At 36.5% G+C, this 17,691-nt stretch carries 14 protein-coding genes, 1 tRNA gene and 1 pseudogene; 4 read left to right on the top strand and 12 right to left on the bottom strand.

The window, feature by feature from the left end; translation table 11 throughout:
* Positions 1–118 precede the first annotated feature (118 nt).
* The 5 genes from frr to ACRRVB_RS03640 all read right to left on the bottom strand — a co-directional run bounded on the left by frr (position 119) and on the right by ACRRVB_RS03640 (position 6,622).
* Entirely contained in the window at positions 119–679 is a 561-nt protein-coding gene (frr, locus tag ACRRVB_RS03660) for a ribosome recycling factor (RefSeq protein ID WP_432466623.1), read from the bottom strand.
* A gap of 134 nt (positions 680–813) precedes the next feature.
* Entirely contained in the window at positions 814–1,530 is a 717-nt protein-coding gene (gene lolA1, locus ACRRVB_RS03655; protein ID WP_432466622.1) for an outer membrane lipoprotein periplasmic chaperone LolA1, read from the bottom strand.
* Between the two features lie 641 nt (positions 1,531–2,171).
* Positions 2,172–2,885, bottom strand: a complete 714-nt coding sequence (locus tag ACRRVB_RS03650) for an ankyrin repeat domain-containing protein (protein ID WP_432466621.1) — start codon at positions 2,883–2,885, stop codon at positions 2,172–2,174.
* Positions 2,886–3,034: 149 nt separating this feature from the next.
* The gene (locus ACRRVB_RS03645) at positions 3,035–6,379 is read right to left on the bottom strand and encodes a sodium:solute symporter family transporter (protein WP_432466620.1); all 3,345 of its coding nucleotides are present in this window, start codon (positions 6,377–6,379) and stop codon (positions 3,035–3,037) included.
* Positions 6,380–6,394: 15 nt separating this feature from the next.
* Positions 6,395–6,622: a hypothetical protein gene (locus ACRRVB_RS03640; protein ID WP_432466618.1), complete on the bottom strand. Its 228-nt coding sequence runs from the start codon at positions 6,620–6,622 to the stop codon at positions 6,395–6,397.
* A 367-nt stretch (positions 6,623–6,989) separates the two neighbouring features.
* Here ACRRVB_RS03640 and ACRRVB_RS03635 point away from each other — a divergent pair.
* From ACRRVB_RS03635 to ACRRVB_RS03620, 4 genes are all read left to right on the top strand, one after another.
* Positions 6,990–7,078 (top strand) — tRNA-Ser (locus tag ACRRVB_RS03635).
* A 29-nt stretch (positions 7,079–7,107) separates the two neighbouring features.
* Positions 7,108–8,220, top strand: a complete 1,113-nt coding sequence (locus tag ACRRVB_RS03630) for a Glu/Leu/Phe/Val family dehydrogenase (protein WP_432466617.1) — start codon at positions 7,108–7,110, stop codon at positions 8,218–8,220.
* 15 nt (positions 8,221–8,235) lie between these two features.
* The gene (gene nusB, locus ACRRVB_RS03625) at positions 8,236–9,372 is read left to right on the top strand and encodes a transcription antitermination factor NusB (RefSeq protein WP_432466616.1); all 1,137 of its coding nucleotides are present in this window, start codon (positions 8,236–8,238) and stop codon (positions 9,370–9,372) included.
* 34 nt (positions 9,373–9,406) lie between these two features.
* Positions 9,407–9,709, top strand: coding sequence for a hypothetical protein (locus ACRRVB_RS03620; protein ID WP_432466614.1), 303 nt, complete (start codon positions 9,407–9,409; stop codon positions 9,707–9,709).
* Positions 9,710–9,840: 131 nt separating this feature from the next.
* Here ACRRVB_RS03620 and ACRRVB_RS03615 read toward each other — a convergent pair whose 3' ends face one another.
* From ACRRVB_RS03615 to ACRRVB_RS03585, 7 genes and pseudogenes are all read right to left on the bottom strand, one after another.
* Positions 9,841–10,287: a hypothetical protein gene (locus ACRRVB_RS03615; protein WP_432466613.1), complete on the bottom strand. Its 447-nt coding sequence runs from the start codon at positions 10,285–10,287 to the stop codon at positions 9,841–9,843.
* A gap of 39 nt (positions 10,288–10,326) precedes the next feature.
* Positions 10,327–11,732: pseudogene (locus ACRRVB_RS03610) on the bottom strand (IS5 family transposase).
* A 103-nt stretch (positions 11,733–11,835) separates the two neighbouring features.
* Positions 11,836–13,386, bottom strand: a complete 1,551-nt coding sequence (locus ACRRVB_RS03605) for a ComEC/Rec2 family competence protein (protein ID WP_432466612.1) — start codon at positions 13,384–13,386, stop codon at positions 11,836–11,838.
* Positions 13,387–13,591: 205 nt separating this feature from the next.
* Positions 13,592–15,001 carry a UDP-N-acetylmuramate--L-alanine ligase gene (gene murC, locus ACRRVB_RS03600; protein WP_432466611.1) on the bottom strand — a complete coding sequence of 470 codons (1,410 nt, stop codon included), beginning with the start codon at positions 14,999–15,001 and terminating at the stop codon, positions 13,592–13,594.
* Positions 15,002–15,142: 141 nt separating this feature from the next.
* Positions 15,143–16,180, bottom strand: coding sequence for a glycosyltransferase family 2 protein (locus tag ACRRVB_RS03595; RefSeq protein ID WP_432466610.1), 1,038 nt, complete (start codon positions 16,178–16,180; stop codon positions 15,143–15,145).
* Positions 16,164–16,454 carry a YbaB/EbfC family nucleoid-associated protein gene (locus tag ACRRVB_RS03590; RefSeq protein WP_432466609.1) on the bottom strand — a complete coding sequence of 97 codons (291 nt, stop codon included), beginning with the start codon at positions 16,452–16,454 and terminating at the stop codon, positions 16,164–16,166. Before ACRRVB_RS03590 ends, ACRRVB_RS03595 begins: the two co-directional genes overlap by 17 nt.
* A 60-nt stretch (positions 16,455–16,514) precedes the next feature.
* A complete protein-coding gene (locus ACRRVB_RS03585) occupies positions 16,515–17,675 on the bottom strand; it encodes an anaerobic C4-dicarboxylate transporter family protein (protein ID WP_432466608.1) in 1,161 nt (386 codons plus the stop codon).
* Positions 17,676–17,691: the final 16 nt, after the last annotated feature.

The following is a 17,691-nucleotide window of genomic DNA, read 5'->3' as shown; positions in this document are numbered from 1 at the left end:
TAAAGATTTGACCCATTATAAATAGTATATAGATTAAAATGACATAAAATAGTTATGAAAAAATAGCAACCAAGCCATAGGAGCGATTGCGTTAGACTATGTACTTTGCATTCATCTACTATACGGCCATCAGATCTGCCTCTTTTATTGTTAACAGATGGTTGATTTTATCAATGTAGCCATCTGTAAGATCTTGTAATTTTTTTTCTGCTCTTTTTATGGCATCTTCTGGTATACCATCTTTTTGAGTGGCTTTTAATATTTCTTTATAGTCACGGCGAAAATTTCTAATCACTACTCTTCCTTTTTCTGCTTCACTTTTAATTAGTTTTACCAAAGTTTTGCGTCTTTCTTCAGAAGGAGGTGGCAAAGTAACCATTACCATGCGTCCATCATTTCTGGTAGAAAATCCAAGTTGACTTTCTGCAATCGCTTTTTCTATATGAGGAATCGTACTTTGTTCCCATGGTTGAACCGTCAAAGTACGCGGATCAACGGTAGCAATCGAAGCCAATTGGTGCAGTGGCGTTGGATGGCCATGATAGCTTACCATCAAGTGGTGTAACATACTAGGAAGTGCGCGTCCAGCATTAATTTTTGCAAAAGCATCTTGTGCATGGATGTAAGCTTTATCCATATTGCGCTCAGCTTGATCTAAATGTTCTTGAATAATTTCCATAAATTAGTAATGTATATAGCAAGAAAAGCTACCTGAATAAGCTATTTGACCTGTCACCTTACGACCAGCCATTTATTTACATAGGAACAACAGCATTATACTATTTTTTGTTATAGCATATAGTCATTTAAATGTTAGATTTCATCTACATCCATCTCTTCTTCATTTTCTCGTAGATCTATTATTTCTAAGTCTCCATGGGCACTACTATCAAATGTAAAATAAGCATCTGATAAGGGCGTATTCACAGAAAAATTACAAACTGTACAAATATACCTTGTTTCTTCGTTTTGTACTACTTCCCATCTATGAATTTGTGTGGTAGTACGATCGATCTCCAACGTAATACTTTTAAAGCTGCTATCTTCATGAAGAGGCGTTAACTGGACTATATCTCGCATTATATTCTTGGTTTTATGTACGATACGTTCGCCGATGTAAACAAATAAATAGCCTTTTTGATAGAGATTATATAATTCAGCTAAGTTCAGATCAGAATCTGTTTTATCATATTCGCTAATAGTGACTTCTTTTAACGCTTTATCGTATACCCAGACCGTCTCTCCATCTGTTATAGTTTCTTTTTGGTCATAGGATAATCTATATTGTGGCCCTCGAGCAGTGATGCACATTTTACCATGCCGAATCGTATCCTCTTCTGGATACTGAATGGTCAAATTATAGGTCGCACTAAAATTCTCTAGACTTTGGTAGTAAGCAGAAGTTTTATCTAGAATTTCAAGAGCTTTTTCATCTACTGCTGCAAAAATAGGGACTATTAAGATAACCCAACCTAACAATAATCTAAATGACTGTACTACTAGAAAGTGACAGTGCTTAGTGATTTGCATAACCATTCATACAATATATTACTTTAGTAAGTATAATAAAAAAGAATAGATTTGAGCAACAAAAAATTAAATAGTTTATACTATGTTCTAGATGATCTTGCAGATTATTCGAATAAAAAGCCCTTGCTTCATTTTGAGATAAGACTCTTGAAGGTATTTTGACATTTCCAACGAGCACCCAATCGTTGTCCTACTAAAACTAGTTTATGTAGAGATCTTAATAAAGATAAGCAACGGTGTAATAGATGGCTACTACTTCGTCGTAGCATGTAGGAGTATTTAGCAATACTACGGGCTTGCTTAAGCAATAGCCTAAAATAGATGCCCAAGCAAATTGAAGATACAAGCAATGGCTATAAAGTTAATGCTAACCCCTAATGTATAGAAATATTTCGAGTGATTTAAACGCGCCAATGAATAGATCGCTCATTGAAAAAATAAATGATTTGTCATTGAAGCAAGGACCTATCTATTTTAGTTTTTGCTTGATCAAACTTTGATGTAAAATATGCAAAAAAGATATGGCCAGCCTTAAACAGATAAAATTTATCTAATAATGACGCTTTAAAAATTTTGCTTGTCTTCTGACAGAGAAGTTGGTAACTTCTGCAGAAAATTTTATGGAAGCAACCAAATGATCATTATACTTCTTTTTGATTGATGGCACTATATAATACCTCACAACATTCAGGATGGTTGTTCCAGTTGGCTGCATCAAATGGAGTTCTTCCATATTTATTTTTTACCATGATTTGAATGCCTTTAGTCGCTACCAATGCTTCAACTAGCTTTAAATGACCTTTAGATGCTGCATAATACAATGGGGTATTCCCATGATGGTTTGTAATATTGATATTAATGTTTTTGTTTGCTAGTAACGCATTAAGCACCTCCAAATGGCAGTCAAATACAGCATAATGCAATGGTGTATTTTCATATTTATCCTTGATATTCACATCAATATTTATATGCTTTAGCAATAGCTGTGCCATCTCTAAATGGCCGTTGAATGATGCATAATGAAGGGGCGCATAACTATCTTTGTCTATTGCATTTACATCAATAGTGGTTGATTCTTCCAACAATACTTTAATCAACGCTACATGATTCTCAGCAACGGCATAATGTATGGCAGTATCGTAATGGTTATTTCTTGCATTTACATCAATTGTGTTATGCTGTAACAATAGCCTAACCTGTTGCGCATTACCTTCAAAAACTGCCAAATGAAGTGGCGTGTTCCCATGGCTATCTTTTTTGTTTATATCTACATTTAAATTTTGTTTGGGCATTTGTTCTGGCATATATTTATGATTTAAAGAAGTTTTGCCAGTATAATGACCTGGTTGAGCCATTTAAAACATGTTAAAAGCAACCAAATCAGACTCCGTCCATTTTGCTGGATTGGGGAAAATAATTTTATTCATTTGCTGAAACCCTTAATCTAATAAATTTTTTATAAGTTCCAAACTAAATGCAGTTCCATTATCCCTATCAAGGCAACCTATCTGGCAGTTTTACGATAGTAGGTCTTCAATGCTTGTTGGGCGGCATTAGTTAATGCTTCTGCTATTTCAGGACCCAAATACTTATTTGCCAGCTTAACATCCACAATAAGGGTTTCCTGAGCCATATACCTTACTTCTTCCAGCATAATATAGCCTTCCGCGTGACGTAAGTCATAGAGCCGTTCGGCCAATTTGATAAAAAGAACAGAAAGCTGTATATGGTCTTTTTTAATAGCTTCCTTTAAGCGATTCTGAACATAAAGCAACGAAGGATGGTCTAAATCTTGCCGTTTATCTACGCCTAGTATATTTAATATAAAGGCATACACACCTAAGTTATAATGATCTTTGATATAAGAAAGCGGTACACAAGTATGGCGAACTAATTCATATAATAAAGAAGCATAAATCACTTTAGGTGAATGGAAGACCCATTCTACTACCAATTTAGCAATACCTACTACACGTATATAAAACAATTGACCTGAGCAATGTCGTTTAAAGCCAAAAGACTGTCTGAGTAATAAAAGTAGATTTGAAACTGTTTTAGCATCAATAGGGTCGACTTCATAGGAAAATTTGCAGACATAGTCATGGAACTGCATTAATGCCATCATAGAATCAGCCTGCTCTTTAGAGGTAACAGGAGTTTCTGAGGTAAGGTAGTCTATAGGCAGTTTCACCATCATCTTATCACGAATTGCTGTCCCATCAATAGGCAGTACCAACAGCATGGCTTGTTGCTTGGCATCAAAAGGATATTCCATATAGCCATAGTGGGCACAAATCATACTCGATATGGTTTCTTGTTGTAGATCTATAGATGGTGGTACTTCTTGTTGCTTTTTAGAACCCATTATACCCATTCTATCATCGTACAAAGGCTTTACTTTGGGAAGTATCTCAGAAGTGACTGCACCATTACGAACAACTAGTCCAATAGCCTGAAAAAGCATAGAAGTAGAATGGCCATCGTCTATAGGATCTGATTGCTTAAATTGTAAAGCAGTCGCATGCAGTTGTATGCCAACCATGGGTGCACTGACCCCATCTAATTTTCCGCTCACCCGTAAAACAGCTTGCACCAATGAGTAGATAACTTGATGAATATCACATATAATATAAGGCAATGGTGCGCCACTGCCCCCTTTTATTTGCTCTACAAACATCGTGGGTGGATCATCAACTTCTTGGCACAATACAAACTCTACTTTATCAATCAATTTATCTAAGCTAATTTTAGTAAGCTTCAAAAGTGCATGGTCCTTAGCCTTTTCTCTTTTATTGAAATAAGCGACCCAGTCATACAGCTTATTTATAATACTCTGAAAATCTTGCTTATAAAGAGGCATATTGCTGTCTAAAAAGGAGATGGACTCCTCCATTTTACCTACTGCTTTTCCTAAAATAGAACCATAGCCTTTGGGCGCACTACAATTTGTAAAGGGAACCATAGCTGCGTCATAAAGTGCTTCCTTAAGTTTTTGAGCAGTTCGCATCTTTTCTCTATCCTTGAGATAGTTTACCTGTTGAAAACAGGTATGCATTTTAATTTTAAGGTTAATAAAAATACCGAAAATAAGCAATCCCAATCCCAACCAAAGTAGTAGTAGCCATGCAACAGCTAATGGAGATAGGACCATCACCAATGGCTGGGTAGAATAGAAAATACTCAAGTAGATAGCTATGCATAAGGTCACTGTTACAACACTTAGACCGAGATATAGTGGAAGAACAAATAAAGTTACCACTAAATGGGCCAAAAATAAACCTAAGTTTAAGAGCAAAGTAGTTTTATGCCACCAATGCCAAAACACATTGATAGGCAAACAAAAAAATAAACCGATTAGCCAAAATAGCCCAACTACCCAACCTGGGATAGGCGTTCTCTTTTTAGAGCGAAATGTGCTATACCCTAAAAAGCAAGCACCTACTGAAAGTTGTGGTATCAGCCAATAGCTATGGTTGGTAATAGAGGCTATAAAGCAAGCCAGCAAATTAGTGATGACCACATAAAGCCCCATCCATGTGAGGGTTGCATAGCTAGGTTGAAGATTAGTCAAAGTATCCTTAATATGCATCAACCCATTTTTAATCGCTTCTTTTCGTGCTGCCTTTTTACGCATATGCACTTGTTGCATTTGCTTAGATGCATCATCTTTCAGTGGCTGAAACCAGCCTGAATCATTTGGTTGTTTGAATAGATAGTGTGCAGCCATCATAGCTATCCCATTGGCTAACATGCAAATAAAAGAACCGTTGATACCGGTTGTGGGTTCAATCCATTGGTTCCAGGCTAGAATAGATAGTATACCTGTTACCATACCGATCAAAGCTGTACGAGAGGTCCCCCTAAACCCCAAAACAGCTAAGATAAAAGGCGCAGTTGCTATAGGAAGAGAGAAGTCTAAACTTAATTTGAGCAAATTCAATAGATCATTACAATAAAAAGTCAATAGCATGGCCAATAGACCAATTATTACACTGGTCCATGTAGCCAAGCGGAGCTGGTGCACATAAGGCGCTTGTTTTGGGCTGCGTATACTTTGCAGCATATCATGGCTAATCATAATGGCACAGGCATTGAGCTTAGAATCAGCTGTAGACATAGCCATGGCTAGTAAACTGATACAAACCATTCCTTTAAAAATAGGCGGTACATTGGCCATGATATGTCCCCAAATAGCTGGGACTGGTAATTCTGGTGCACTTACAAAGACAAATAGGCCAATTAGAATGATAAAAATCGTGATGACAAAACTGAAAAGCGTAGAATAGAAAAAAACTTTTCTAGCTTGAATCGAGTTAGCAGACATATAGATGCGTTGCATAGTTGGAGGTTCTATATAACCCATTAAAAAGCTGAGTAAAAGACATCCCATGGCCACTAAATTTCTATCAAAATGAAATGCTTTACTCAATTGGAATTTTTCCTCGCTTTGTAAAAAAGGAATGATTTCTAGCATTGATTTACCTGTGCTTTTAAAGATAAACCATGCTAAAATAGGAATAATGACGGTAAAAGTTATGAACTGCAATAAATCTGTAAAAACAACTGCACGAATACCGCCGAAACTGGAATAAAGAATAAGGATTAAGGAAACTACAACGGTAATTGCTTTAGGGGGGATGCCATCTAAACACATATGGATAGACAAAGACATGGCACTGATTTGTGCAGCAATCATAGCAATCGCATCGCAGATGCCAGATAGTGCCGTAATCATGCGTGGATATTTGCCATATACGCTACCCATCGTTTCTGGCATAGACAGGTGATACATAAACCGACCCATATATAAGGCCAATCTACTGATAATATAAAGATCAAATCCAGCCAAAAGCGTCAAGATGATCTAGTAAAGGCCAAGATTATGTACTTGTTGTACAGAACGTATCAAACCACCCCCTCCATAAGCGGTAGCTAATACAGTAGCCACTAAAGTAGCGGTTGCAAATTGCTTATCACCTATAGCATATTGCCGAAAAGAGGTAGTTTTTCGACTAAAATAAATACCTACTACTAAAGTTAATACAAGAAAAGAAACCACCATGCAAAGTGGTATGTTGAGAAATGGTGCCATAGCTCAATTGGTTACAAATTGGTATTATAAAATATATTTTATACGAATTATAAGTACAAATTTGTATGTATACAATACATTGTTCACTTTTGATAAAAAATAGACCTACATAAGACATTTTTGTTGTTATATTTTATATCTCTAGAGATAGAATTATTTGTAGTAGGCCAATATTTTGTTAGTCTTGAAATAGTATATAATTATTTGTTAATCAATAAAAAATAATTAAACTTGTATGGATTAATCAGTAAGTTTTGAGTTGTTTTGTATAAAATCTTGCAAAATAATGCAGCCAATAAACCACTGAATAGGACTGTTTTATTTTTCTGAGATAGAAAAAAACTTTATTTTTACAGAACGAGTTATTGGAGTGGTGGCCGAGTGGCTTAAGGTGCCCGCCTGGAAAGTGGGTGTACCCCTAAAAGGGTACCGGGGGTTCGAATCCCCCCTGCTCCACTCTTGCGTTACAACCTTTATCAGCCTCTATGAAAATAACTGAACAAAGTTTTTCCAGCTATATTTTTAGCAATTACACAAATGACACCACCCATTTTTCACAAAAAGGACACGAACAAGTTGTCTATTTTCAAGATCAAGCAACTGGGTTGCAAGCAATTGTTGCCATACATGATACTACATTAGGACCTGCTCTTGGGGGGGTACGTTTTTTTGAATACCAAGATGAAAAGGAGGCTCTTAGGGATGTACTCCGTCTTTCCCGTGGCATGACCTACAAAGCATCTATAGCTGGGTTAGACGTTGGTGGCGGTAAAACAGTACTGATGAAGCAAAAAAGGACTGAATTGACAGAGCCATTGCTGCGTAAATATGGCGATTTTATAGATCGGCTAGGTGGCCATTACATTACTGCACCTGACTACAATACCACCATGGAGCATATGGTATATATTGCCAAATCAACCCGCCATGTTGTAGGTCTTCCGCTGGCATTAGGTGGTAGTGGTGATCCTTCAGAACATACCGCTTATGGCGTCTACGTTGCCATGAAAGCAGCCGCAAAAAAAACTTTTGGTACAGATAACTTAGCGGGAAAAAAAATTGGTATAGCTGGGGTAGGTAAGGTTGGCTATTGCTTGGCACAATTATTATGCCAAGCGCAAGCGATTGTCTATGTAGCCGATATCTGTTCCAATAGGCTACAAGCCATAACAGCAGCTTGTAAGGTGGAAGTAGTAGCTATTGAACGTTTGCACAACTGGCCTTTAGACATATATGCTCCATGTGCTTTGGGTGCAGTTTTAAATAGTGAAACCATTCCGATGTTGAATTGTGCCGTTGTGGTCGGTGCAGCCAATAATCAACTAGCAAATCAAGGAGAGGATGGGAAACGGTTGCTTGAAAGAGGTATTGTATATGTACCAGATTTTTTGGCCAATGCAGGTGGATTAATTAATGCCGTTACGGAGTTAAAAACAACTTCTATAGATTTGGTCAAACAACGTATAGAGCAGCTTTATACCATCTGTCTTGATGTATTAAATCAAGCTCAAGCAACTACACGTCCTACACAAGAAGTCGCACAAGAGATGGCTATAGCACGCATTGAAAAGATAAAAAACGCCCAACTGTGTCGATAAAGCAGCTGTATTATAATGGAAAATTTTCTTATTCCTAGACGCTTTGTGCGCATAAAAGCACTACAAAATCTTTATGCGTATGCGATTGCCAAACAAGTCCATGAAAAAGAGGCTATAGAACAGATAAAAAAAGATTTTATATGGGATTCCTTTTTACATGAGCCTAGTAAAAAGGAACAGTTGACCAAAGCACAAATCAGGGCGGTTGGCCTTTTTCAAACAGCAATAGCCACTAGCTTTCCTACCCATACTTTTGAGTATGAACCGAATAAAAAAATTGCGCAATCGGTAGATAAGCACCTTTCTTACTATGTAGAAGCATTAAAAAAAGACCAAGCTTTTTTACAGCATGGATTTAACCAGTCAAAGCAATACATCTACATAACCCTTCTCTATGCTTTGTTATTACTGGTAGAATGGTATAAATTGGCAAAAGTCATCCATGTTTCATCTAAAGAAACCACTCCTCTACTTAAAAAGCAGCTGGCACAAAATCCTTTATTGGAAGAGTTGTATCACAATAGCAAATGGATCAAAAGCATCTATAAAAATGGCATCAGCTGGGCCAAGGATCAAGATCAAGTACAAAATTGGTATAAACAATTTATTCAATCCGCAGAAGCGCCCAAAACCTATCTATCACATCCAAATAATAGTATAAAAATTTTGGAGTACGTTATCCAGCATATTATATTTAAGGAAGGGCCAATAAATGATTTTTTTGCTATGAAAGACCTCTATTGGGACGAGCATAAGCGAATGGTAAAGAAAATTTTAATCCATATCTTTACAATGCTCTCTACAAAAGACTTTGCTGCGTTTACGCTGTTTTGGGAAAATTTGGAAAAAAAATGGGTCACAGAATCAGAGTTTTACAGTCGTATTTTGACCATTGTCATTGAGAACTACATCCGTTATGACGAAATAATTGGTGCACAAACTCAAAAGTGGGATAAAGACCGTATCCTATTAACAGATAAGTTGATACTTAAATTGGCCTTAGCAGAACTGATTGAATGTAAAGAAATACCTTTTAAAGTATCTATAAATGAGTATATTGAAATAGCTAAATGGTACGGCAGTACTAAAAGTGGCGCCTTTATAAATGGTGTATTAGAAGGTATTTTAAAAAGAAGCCATAAAGAAAATTAACAGTAAAGTATCCAACCATTTAAATGATCCAATCATGGTAAAAAGAACTGAAAATTTAGTCATCCTTGGCTTAGGTTTTTGCTTAGGTGCTTTTGTGGGCATTCTTTCCGCACCTACAAAAGGATCAGTAGCTAGGGATGGTATGATGTACAACTTAAAATCATGTAAAAGAAAGTTACAAGCTTTTATTCTAAAGGTTGTAGGGCATAAAAATGATATAGCCAACGAAGCTAAAATCACTGGTAAAGAGGTGATTACAGATGTGGTCACTACTGCCCAACAGATTTTAAAAGAATTGGACTTGCTTGCAACGGAATTAGAACAAAAAACCCAGTAGCAACCCGTTAAGACTACTGTTGATCTGACCCATTCGGAAAGCGAAATTGCTTTTATTCGATCAGTCAAGAAAATGTATGAGCTCTAGTTTCGCCAATTTCTCCAAGGTAAAATCATATGCGTTATGCTCCACTATAAATTTTTAGACCAGGTTAAAGCTTTTTTGCTACCTGGTTTTAGCCAAATAAGTGAGATACCTAATTTTTTAATCTTTGGGTAGTAACGCAATGGATTCCTTTGTTTGGTATAGATGATCAAATTTTTAACACGCCATACTTTAAGTATAATGGCCATGTTATGGAGTAGGTTTTCATCTATTAGTAGGTAGTCTACGTCCAGCTTAGCCCCACGCCATCCGTGCCAATCAGCCGGAATAGTGTGAAGGGTCAGGATTATCTTTGTGTACCAGGTAGCTATGATGCCCCCAGTATAATGTCGCATTATACTGCTATTGAATGATCGCTTATTGTAACGTAACCATCTAATCCCATCTTGTAAAGTAAAAGACAACTGATGGTTGTTATAGCAAATTATCGTGCATTTTTTTTGAGTGGCTATAATTTTTTTGATGTGGTACACACTATATAGTCGGCCCTGAAATATTATTTTTGAATAAATTTATTGAATGGATATTTCTTTATAATATATATGGTTTATCAGGCGCTCTATTTTTCTTACCCAAGATATAGGTATAACTGGTTTTGGATTAAGAATTTTAATTATATAGGTTTTAATTTATTTGACTGTGAGGGTATTAAGAATAATTTTCTTGTAATCAGTCGTAGGTTATGAGCAATAGCACATAAAATAACGTTAAGTTTATCTCCTAAAATACCTTTCAAATAGTTAACGGATAATTTACCATCGGCTTTCATATGACCGATATGCGGTTCAATAGAAGATCTTCTTTTTATAGCTTTTTTTAGAGCAGGGGTTATACCCCTTTTAGAACCACTTATAAATATATCACATTCATTAACAGGAATATTATGACCTCTATAGGCTTTATCTACGAAAGCATATTTTACCTTGGTACCAGATAATTGCTCGGCTTGTAATAAACTCTTCTCTAAAGTATGGCCATCATAAGCATTAGGATGTATCGCTTCTGTAGAAACAATTAAACCTTTTTTATGGGTCAATGTAAATTGTACTTTACAACCATACTCATAAGGATTTCTAGACTTACCTTTACTCACACAGTAGACCGAGGGTTCATGGATACTATAAACTTTATCTTTACTATTTTTTGATTGATTTATAAGTTTTTTACTTATAGATAGTAGGCGCGTAAATTGGTTGCGTATTAGATCATCACAGGATGCTATAGAACGTTCTACATCTCTTATTACCCGACCAAGATAGGTTTTTAATGTTTTAACGCCCTTGGATAAACGTTTATACTGTTTGGCATGAGCATACCTATCAACTTTACGTTTAATAGATAGACCTAACCGCTGATAAGTTTGACGCAGTTTAATACCTGTTTTCTTGGCTATACTGACCAGTTTTTCTCTGGCTTTATTAAGCAAAGAAGAGTCAGTTGGGTAACGGATATTTTTCTCCATTACAGTAGTATCAGCTATAACTTTTTCAAGTTCTTTTCGGGTCACTACTTTTTTTTTTAGCGATAAGTCTATAGTCATAGATAAGATTTTATTGAGACCTTCTTGACCTAATCTATGGCGCCAACGGGTCAATGAACTGGGGTTACAAGGCACCTTAAACTGAAAATAATCATATCCACAAAAGTATTGCCAATAAGGGTTTTCTACCCATCTAACCACTACTTGTTCATCAGAAATATTATACATATGACTGATAATGAGAAGACCTATAATTAAACGAATAGGCAAAGGAGGTTGACCAGGTCCATAGCTAAAACCGCGGTCTAAATCTGATGCTAAGGAGTGCCAAGGAATCGAATCAGATAACTGGAATAAAGGATGTTTCGGGTTAAGAAAACTAGATAAGCGTTGCTCAAACAAACGCTCAAGGCTATTATTTATTTTCTTAGATTTCATCCTTATTTTGCAAGCTTTTTATACAAAACAACTCTAAAACTGGTTATTAACCAATACAAATTTAACCATTTATTTGCTGATTAACAAATAATTATACAGTATTTCAGGACCGACTATATAATGTTGTGCATAGGCTGGTTATAATAAGATATATAAGATTTTTATTTTGAAAAAAAAGCCAAATTGAAAGCAGTATAATATAGAGTAGGCAAACAGTACGCTTATCTATAAAGCAGCATGAAAGGGTACCCATAGGCCATTTTGCCAACCAATAGACCAGTGTATTGGTGGTAAAAACCAATTTTTCAAGGGTAAAACCAACTAATGTATTAATGATGGGACAATAACTACTTACTAAAAAGACCAAACTAACCATTAGGATGGTAAAAATAGCAGGTACGACCAGCCAATTGGCAATAATAAAATAGAGCGGAAATTGTTTAAAGTAATATAGAATCAGTGGTAATGTACTCACTTGTGCGGCAATAGATAAGGTAGTAGCCGTCCATATTTTCCGTAGGAAATATTGTTCAAGTGTGATAAGGCGATGGAGCGAAGGCTGGAGATACAGTATACCTATCGTTGCCAGATAGGAAAGTTGAAATGCACAGTTGAATAATAAAGATGGATCCCATAATAATAAGACAAAAGCAGAAACAAATAATCCATTGTAACGATTAGATCCTCTACCGATTAGGAAGCCTATTCTAGCCATAGTAATCATAATGGTTGCACGCAGTATAGGTGGTGCAAAATGACAAAGCCAACTATATAGCCAGAGCAAGAGAAGTGTACAAAGATCTGGTAGGATAAAAAATCCTATGTACCTACATATATATTTAAAAATAGCTTTTAGCAGCATGTACAACATACCTACATGCAACCCAGAAATGGCTAATACATGAATCGTACCTGTATCGGCATACGCTTTTTGCAATCCTGAATCTAAAGTTTCTTTTGCACCCCATAGAAGGGTGGAAATGAGTGCAATGGCTTGATTGTCTTGTAGTTGCTTGTGGAGTCTTTCACTACACCATTGTGTGATCATGGCTCTCCAGTTACTATTTTGTACTTCGGTGGTGAGTAGATTAAAATCTTGATCGATTTGTTTTAAAATATGACGATGTGTAAAGGAGTTATAGAAGGCGCTATTGTCATTTACCAGTTGGATGTGGTTGGATAATAGTATCCGATCGGGGTTCCCATGAATCAGTAGTTTATCTCCTTTGTTAGGCTTATAGCCAGATTTTTTAGAAAAATACAGTTGTATAGATCCCCTACTATTGTGCCAGCCAGAGCTGTCTTTTATATCGATCATCAACGCTTTACAGCTAAGTGGAGTATATACCTTTTCGATACAAACGGTATACCCTTCTACCTGTTGAGGCACTTTCATCCACCGCATTGCTTTGCTTTGTTCTGCAGTTTGTAACAATAGGTTGCTATAACCGACTAAAAAAATAAGCAGTAGTCCTATAGGGTTTAACCAGGTAGTGGTCCTAGTATATAGCGCAGCCATCCAATATAGTATACCCAGTGTCAGCAAAAGTAAAAGTGTCGTAAATAAGTCTGTTGGGTAATAAATGGCCAATAGGATGCCACTTATATAAAAACATATAAGGCGGAAGAGTGGTAGTGCAGTAGTGGTTAACATCTATTGGTTCATATAAGGCCGTTGCAATAGCAAATTGCATCTTTACCAAAACAAAAATATGGCTTTACAAGTTTCTTATAGGTCTTTAACGGGAACATAAGCATAACTTTTGTTGATGTTAAAAGTTTACAAAAATGTTTCCAAAAAGGCCAATTTTTTGTGATAAAGCTGTTAAAATTTTCTATAACAATGGTCTTAGTCTCTATTATACAGGTCCTAAAATCTGTTTTAAGGTGGCAGCTATGGCTGAAACTGATTCTGCTATATCTCCAGCACCAATGGTAAGGATGATCTGATGTTCCCTAATAGTGGAAACAGCTAATTTGGTAAGTAATTCATCCATAGTCACTAAAGCTTTTCTTGTACAGGTTAGTTCGTCAAATATAAGTTGTGCGGTTACACCTGGCATAGGTGCCTCTCTGGCCGGATAGATGGGTAATATAAAAACTTGATCTGCTAAACTTAAACTGGTAGCAAATGTTTTGTAAAAAGCTTTGGTACGTGAGAATAGATGGGGTTGAAAAATAGCTGTTATAGTGCTGTTGGGATAGATTTTTTTCACTGAATGAAGCAAAGCACTAATTTCTACAGGATGGTGGGCATAGTCATCTATAAGTAGATAAGATGAATGGTTGCAAACAACGGAAAAGCGTCTTTTTATGCCAGCAAAACAGGCAATAGCGGTATGGATTTGGGCTGCTGTTATACCAAGTTCCAAACAGATTGTAATCGCTGCTAATGCATTTTCAATGTTATACCATCCAGACATAGGTAAAACTATATTCGAAATTTTGATGCCATATCCTAAGTAATCGAAAACACTTTGATGGGATGTCATAGTTACCTTACTGGCTACAATAGTGCCTTCACCTAATCCATAGGTTAGAAAAGGTTTTGTATAATGTTTCCAAATTTTTAACTGATCTGAAACTCTATTTTGTATAAGCAGACTTTGCTGGTTTTGTTGAATAAATTTTATAAAATTAGCTTCCATAACTGCCGGTGTAGTATAGGTTTCTGGGTGATCTGCGTCTGCGGCAGTAACAATACTAAAAGTGGGTTTGAGATGGAGAAAAGATTGGTTAAATTCATCGGCTTCTATTACCATTAGCTTGACCGAATCTAATGGACTATTATGTAATAAGTTGGTATTGTATTGCTCCATGATCCCCCCCACAAAGGCAATCATTGGTATACCGCTTTGGTAGAGTATATGGGCAATCATAGCTGAAGTGGTGGTTTTACCATGTGTACCGGCCACTGCTATTGTAGTAAATGGTCTGGAAATAAGTCCAAGGACTTCTGCACGTGATAGTAGTGTGTAACCAGCTGTTTTAAAATAGTTTAAAACAGGGCTATCAATGGGTATAGCCGGTGTATAAATGACTAAAGTTTGGTTGGGGTGGTGGCAAATAACTTCAGGAATAGCAGCCAGTGTATCTTCACAGTAGATCGTTATACCTTCCTTTTTGAGTTGTAATACCATGTCAGATGGGTGGCGATCGTATCCAAAAACTTGATAACCTTGCTTAGCCAATAACCGTGCCAAGGCACTCATGCCTATGCCACCTATCCCTATAAAGTATATAAAAGTGTAGTCGTTCAATGGTATCATAATGGTAAACTAGCAAGATAAATGAAAGCTAAAAATAGCTAAAAAGGGTTTGCAATCTTCTATATTCGATTAAAAGCAGTCAATTGTATGGCACAGTTGGTATAGAGTAGGGTATGTTAGCTACGTGTTTGTCCAAATACCCTATGTAAACTGATCAGGCGTAATGTCAGAAAAGCGTTTCTTTTTTTTTGTAAAAAAATCAACAACAATACTTCTTTTATATCTATTAGCCAAGTAGGATGAAAAACAAATTGGGTTGCTTTTTTTTTTAAGTTTGAAAAAATCTATTTGTGCTTGCACAATCGCCCAGCTATGTGCGAATTTTCCCAGATACCACATCCTAAAAATCGCCAATAGATTGAAAATTATATTTTTTATTGTACCCATCCGATGAGCTGGATCGTACTTGTACAAAGTCAATAACCTATTTCTAAAATTTAAGTAGGTTTTGCCAGGGCTCTGATAAGCTAATGTAGCCCCCCCTAAATGATAAACGGTACTGGTACCACAGTAATAGACTTTCCAACCAGCAATATGTGCACGCCAGCAAAGATCAATTTCCTCAAAGTGGGCAAAAAACAGCTCATCAAAGCCCCCTAATGTATGGAAAGCTTTGGCCCTTACCAATAGACATGCGCCACTGGCCCAAAAAATGGCTCTTGTATCATCGTATTGTCCACTATCTTTTTCAATATGGTTGAAAATCCTTCCTCGACAAAAAGGATAACCATATACATCTATAAAGCCACCTGCTGCGCCCGCATAATCAAATTGATCTGGTCTTTGCAGCGACAATATTTTAGGTTGACAAAATCCAATTAAAGGATCATGTTCCATAAGGGTCAACATCTCTGTTAACCAGTTTGCTGTAACCAAGAGGTCATTGTTTAACAGTACATAGTAGGTAGCTTTAATCTGTTTTAGCGCCACATTATACCCTTTAGCTACACCATAATTTTCATGATGTACCATACATGTTACGGTTGGAAAATGGCTGTGTAAGTAATCTACCGAACCATCTGTAGAGCCATTATCTACTATTATGATCCGATGGTCATGGCTATACAGCAGTAGAGTAGGCAGATATGCTTTAAGCAATGATAGTCCATTGTAATTCAAAACTACAATCGCAACAGTTGGCAACGGGGCTATTTCGTTTCGTTTATAGCATGGCTGCATCTTCTTGTATGACTCTTTGGATTTTATGGTCTACTTCTTCCAACGCTAGGTTGACTGCACCTACTATAAGGTCTTGGACCATTTGACGATCTGTTTTATTCAATAGTTTTTCATCTATTGAGATAGAGCATAGCTTTTTAGTTCCATTTACCGTTACTTGAACCAGTCCAGCGCCTGTTTCTTTGGTTACGGTAAGTTGGTCCATCTGTTTTTTGACCGCTTCCATTTTTGACTGGACCTGTTTCATTGCACCAAATAAATTCTTTATATCCATTGTAATACGTTAAAGTCTAATGATAAGATTGTATAGGTTATTTGCTTGTTGTGCTACATACTACTGCTTATTTTTATAGCTTTTTATCCTATGGCTGATCCAAAATCTAATAGGCGCTAAGCTATGCACTGCCACAAGCCATAAGGCATGGATTACAATTGGACTATCACCTTCTATCAATAGTCCACTAAACAGCCAAATGATAATAGAAATATCTATTAAGAGCATATACAAGACTGCTACTAGATAAAAACCATAATACACCCTACCATCTGACCATATTTTTATCCAATAAATGTGGTCATGGCTTAGTAAGCTATCCACCAACCAAGTTAATCCTAAAAAGATAAATAGTTGTTGAATACCTAGTTTAAATCGATGGCTTTGTAAAATTTTAGCAGGTTTTATCTTAAACCATAACATAGCTACAGCTGCCGTTGAAAGCATTGTTAAAGCAAAAAATATAGGAAATTTAACTGGAAAAATCTTTTGAATGCTACTTAACTGGGTAGATCCATTGGGTTTGGGCTGTATACTTAAAAATAGTAGTTCAGCGCCTACTAAAAGGAAAAGGAGCAGTCGTATTTTATTTTTTGATGGCGCTACAACCTCATCTTTAGCAAGACCATTGAATCCTGCATATAGCCTGCTTAGCCATCTATCGGGTATAAAGTAAGCAAACCAACTACTGGCTACTGTTATGCCAACTGTTAACGTAGCAATCGTTCCTACTAAATGCAGTATAGGTAATCCATTGTTGCCTGCGACCACTATAAGGAGTATGCCTGATATCGATAAAGGACTGGCTAATAAGGCCATATATCCAGCAACCGCAATGGGAAAAACCAGCCGGGCCTTATCTTTATGTAGGCCATTTGGGTCGCATATCAATCTATATAACCATCCGTTATCTCCTGTTAAAAAAACCAATCCATAACAAAATAGCGCTATTAAAATCCCATAATAGTTGTTGATCTGCGTTATAAAAAATTTGCATTTGTTTGTCAGTAGGTAAAAAAAACCACTTGCTTCCAGTGTAGCCATCAGAAGCAACCAAGTGGCCTGTAAGAGCATTAGGTCATTAGGAGGGGGGGCAGGTTGTAGCGAAAAAGTTAAGGACCCTAAGACCAATCCACTTAGTAACCCAAGGGAAATCCCACCTAAGTACAGACTTGCGATCAGCACTATAAGGAGCATACCCCATCCAATTGTACACATCATATAGATCCAATAAATA

It is taken from the genome of Candidatus Cardinium hertigii, assembly GCF_050864855.1.
GTDB classification, from domain to species: domain Bacteria; phylum Bacteroidota; class Bacteroidia; order Cytophagales; family Amoebophilaceae; genus Cardinium; species Cardinium hertigii_C.
Note: the sequence above shows the minus strand (reverse complement) of the source record. Positions and strands in the feature narration are given on the sequence as shown.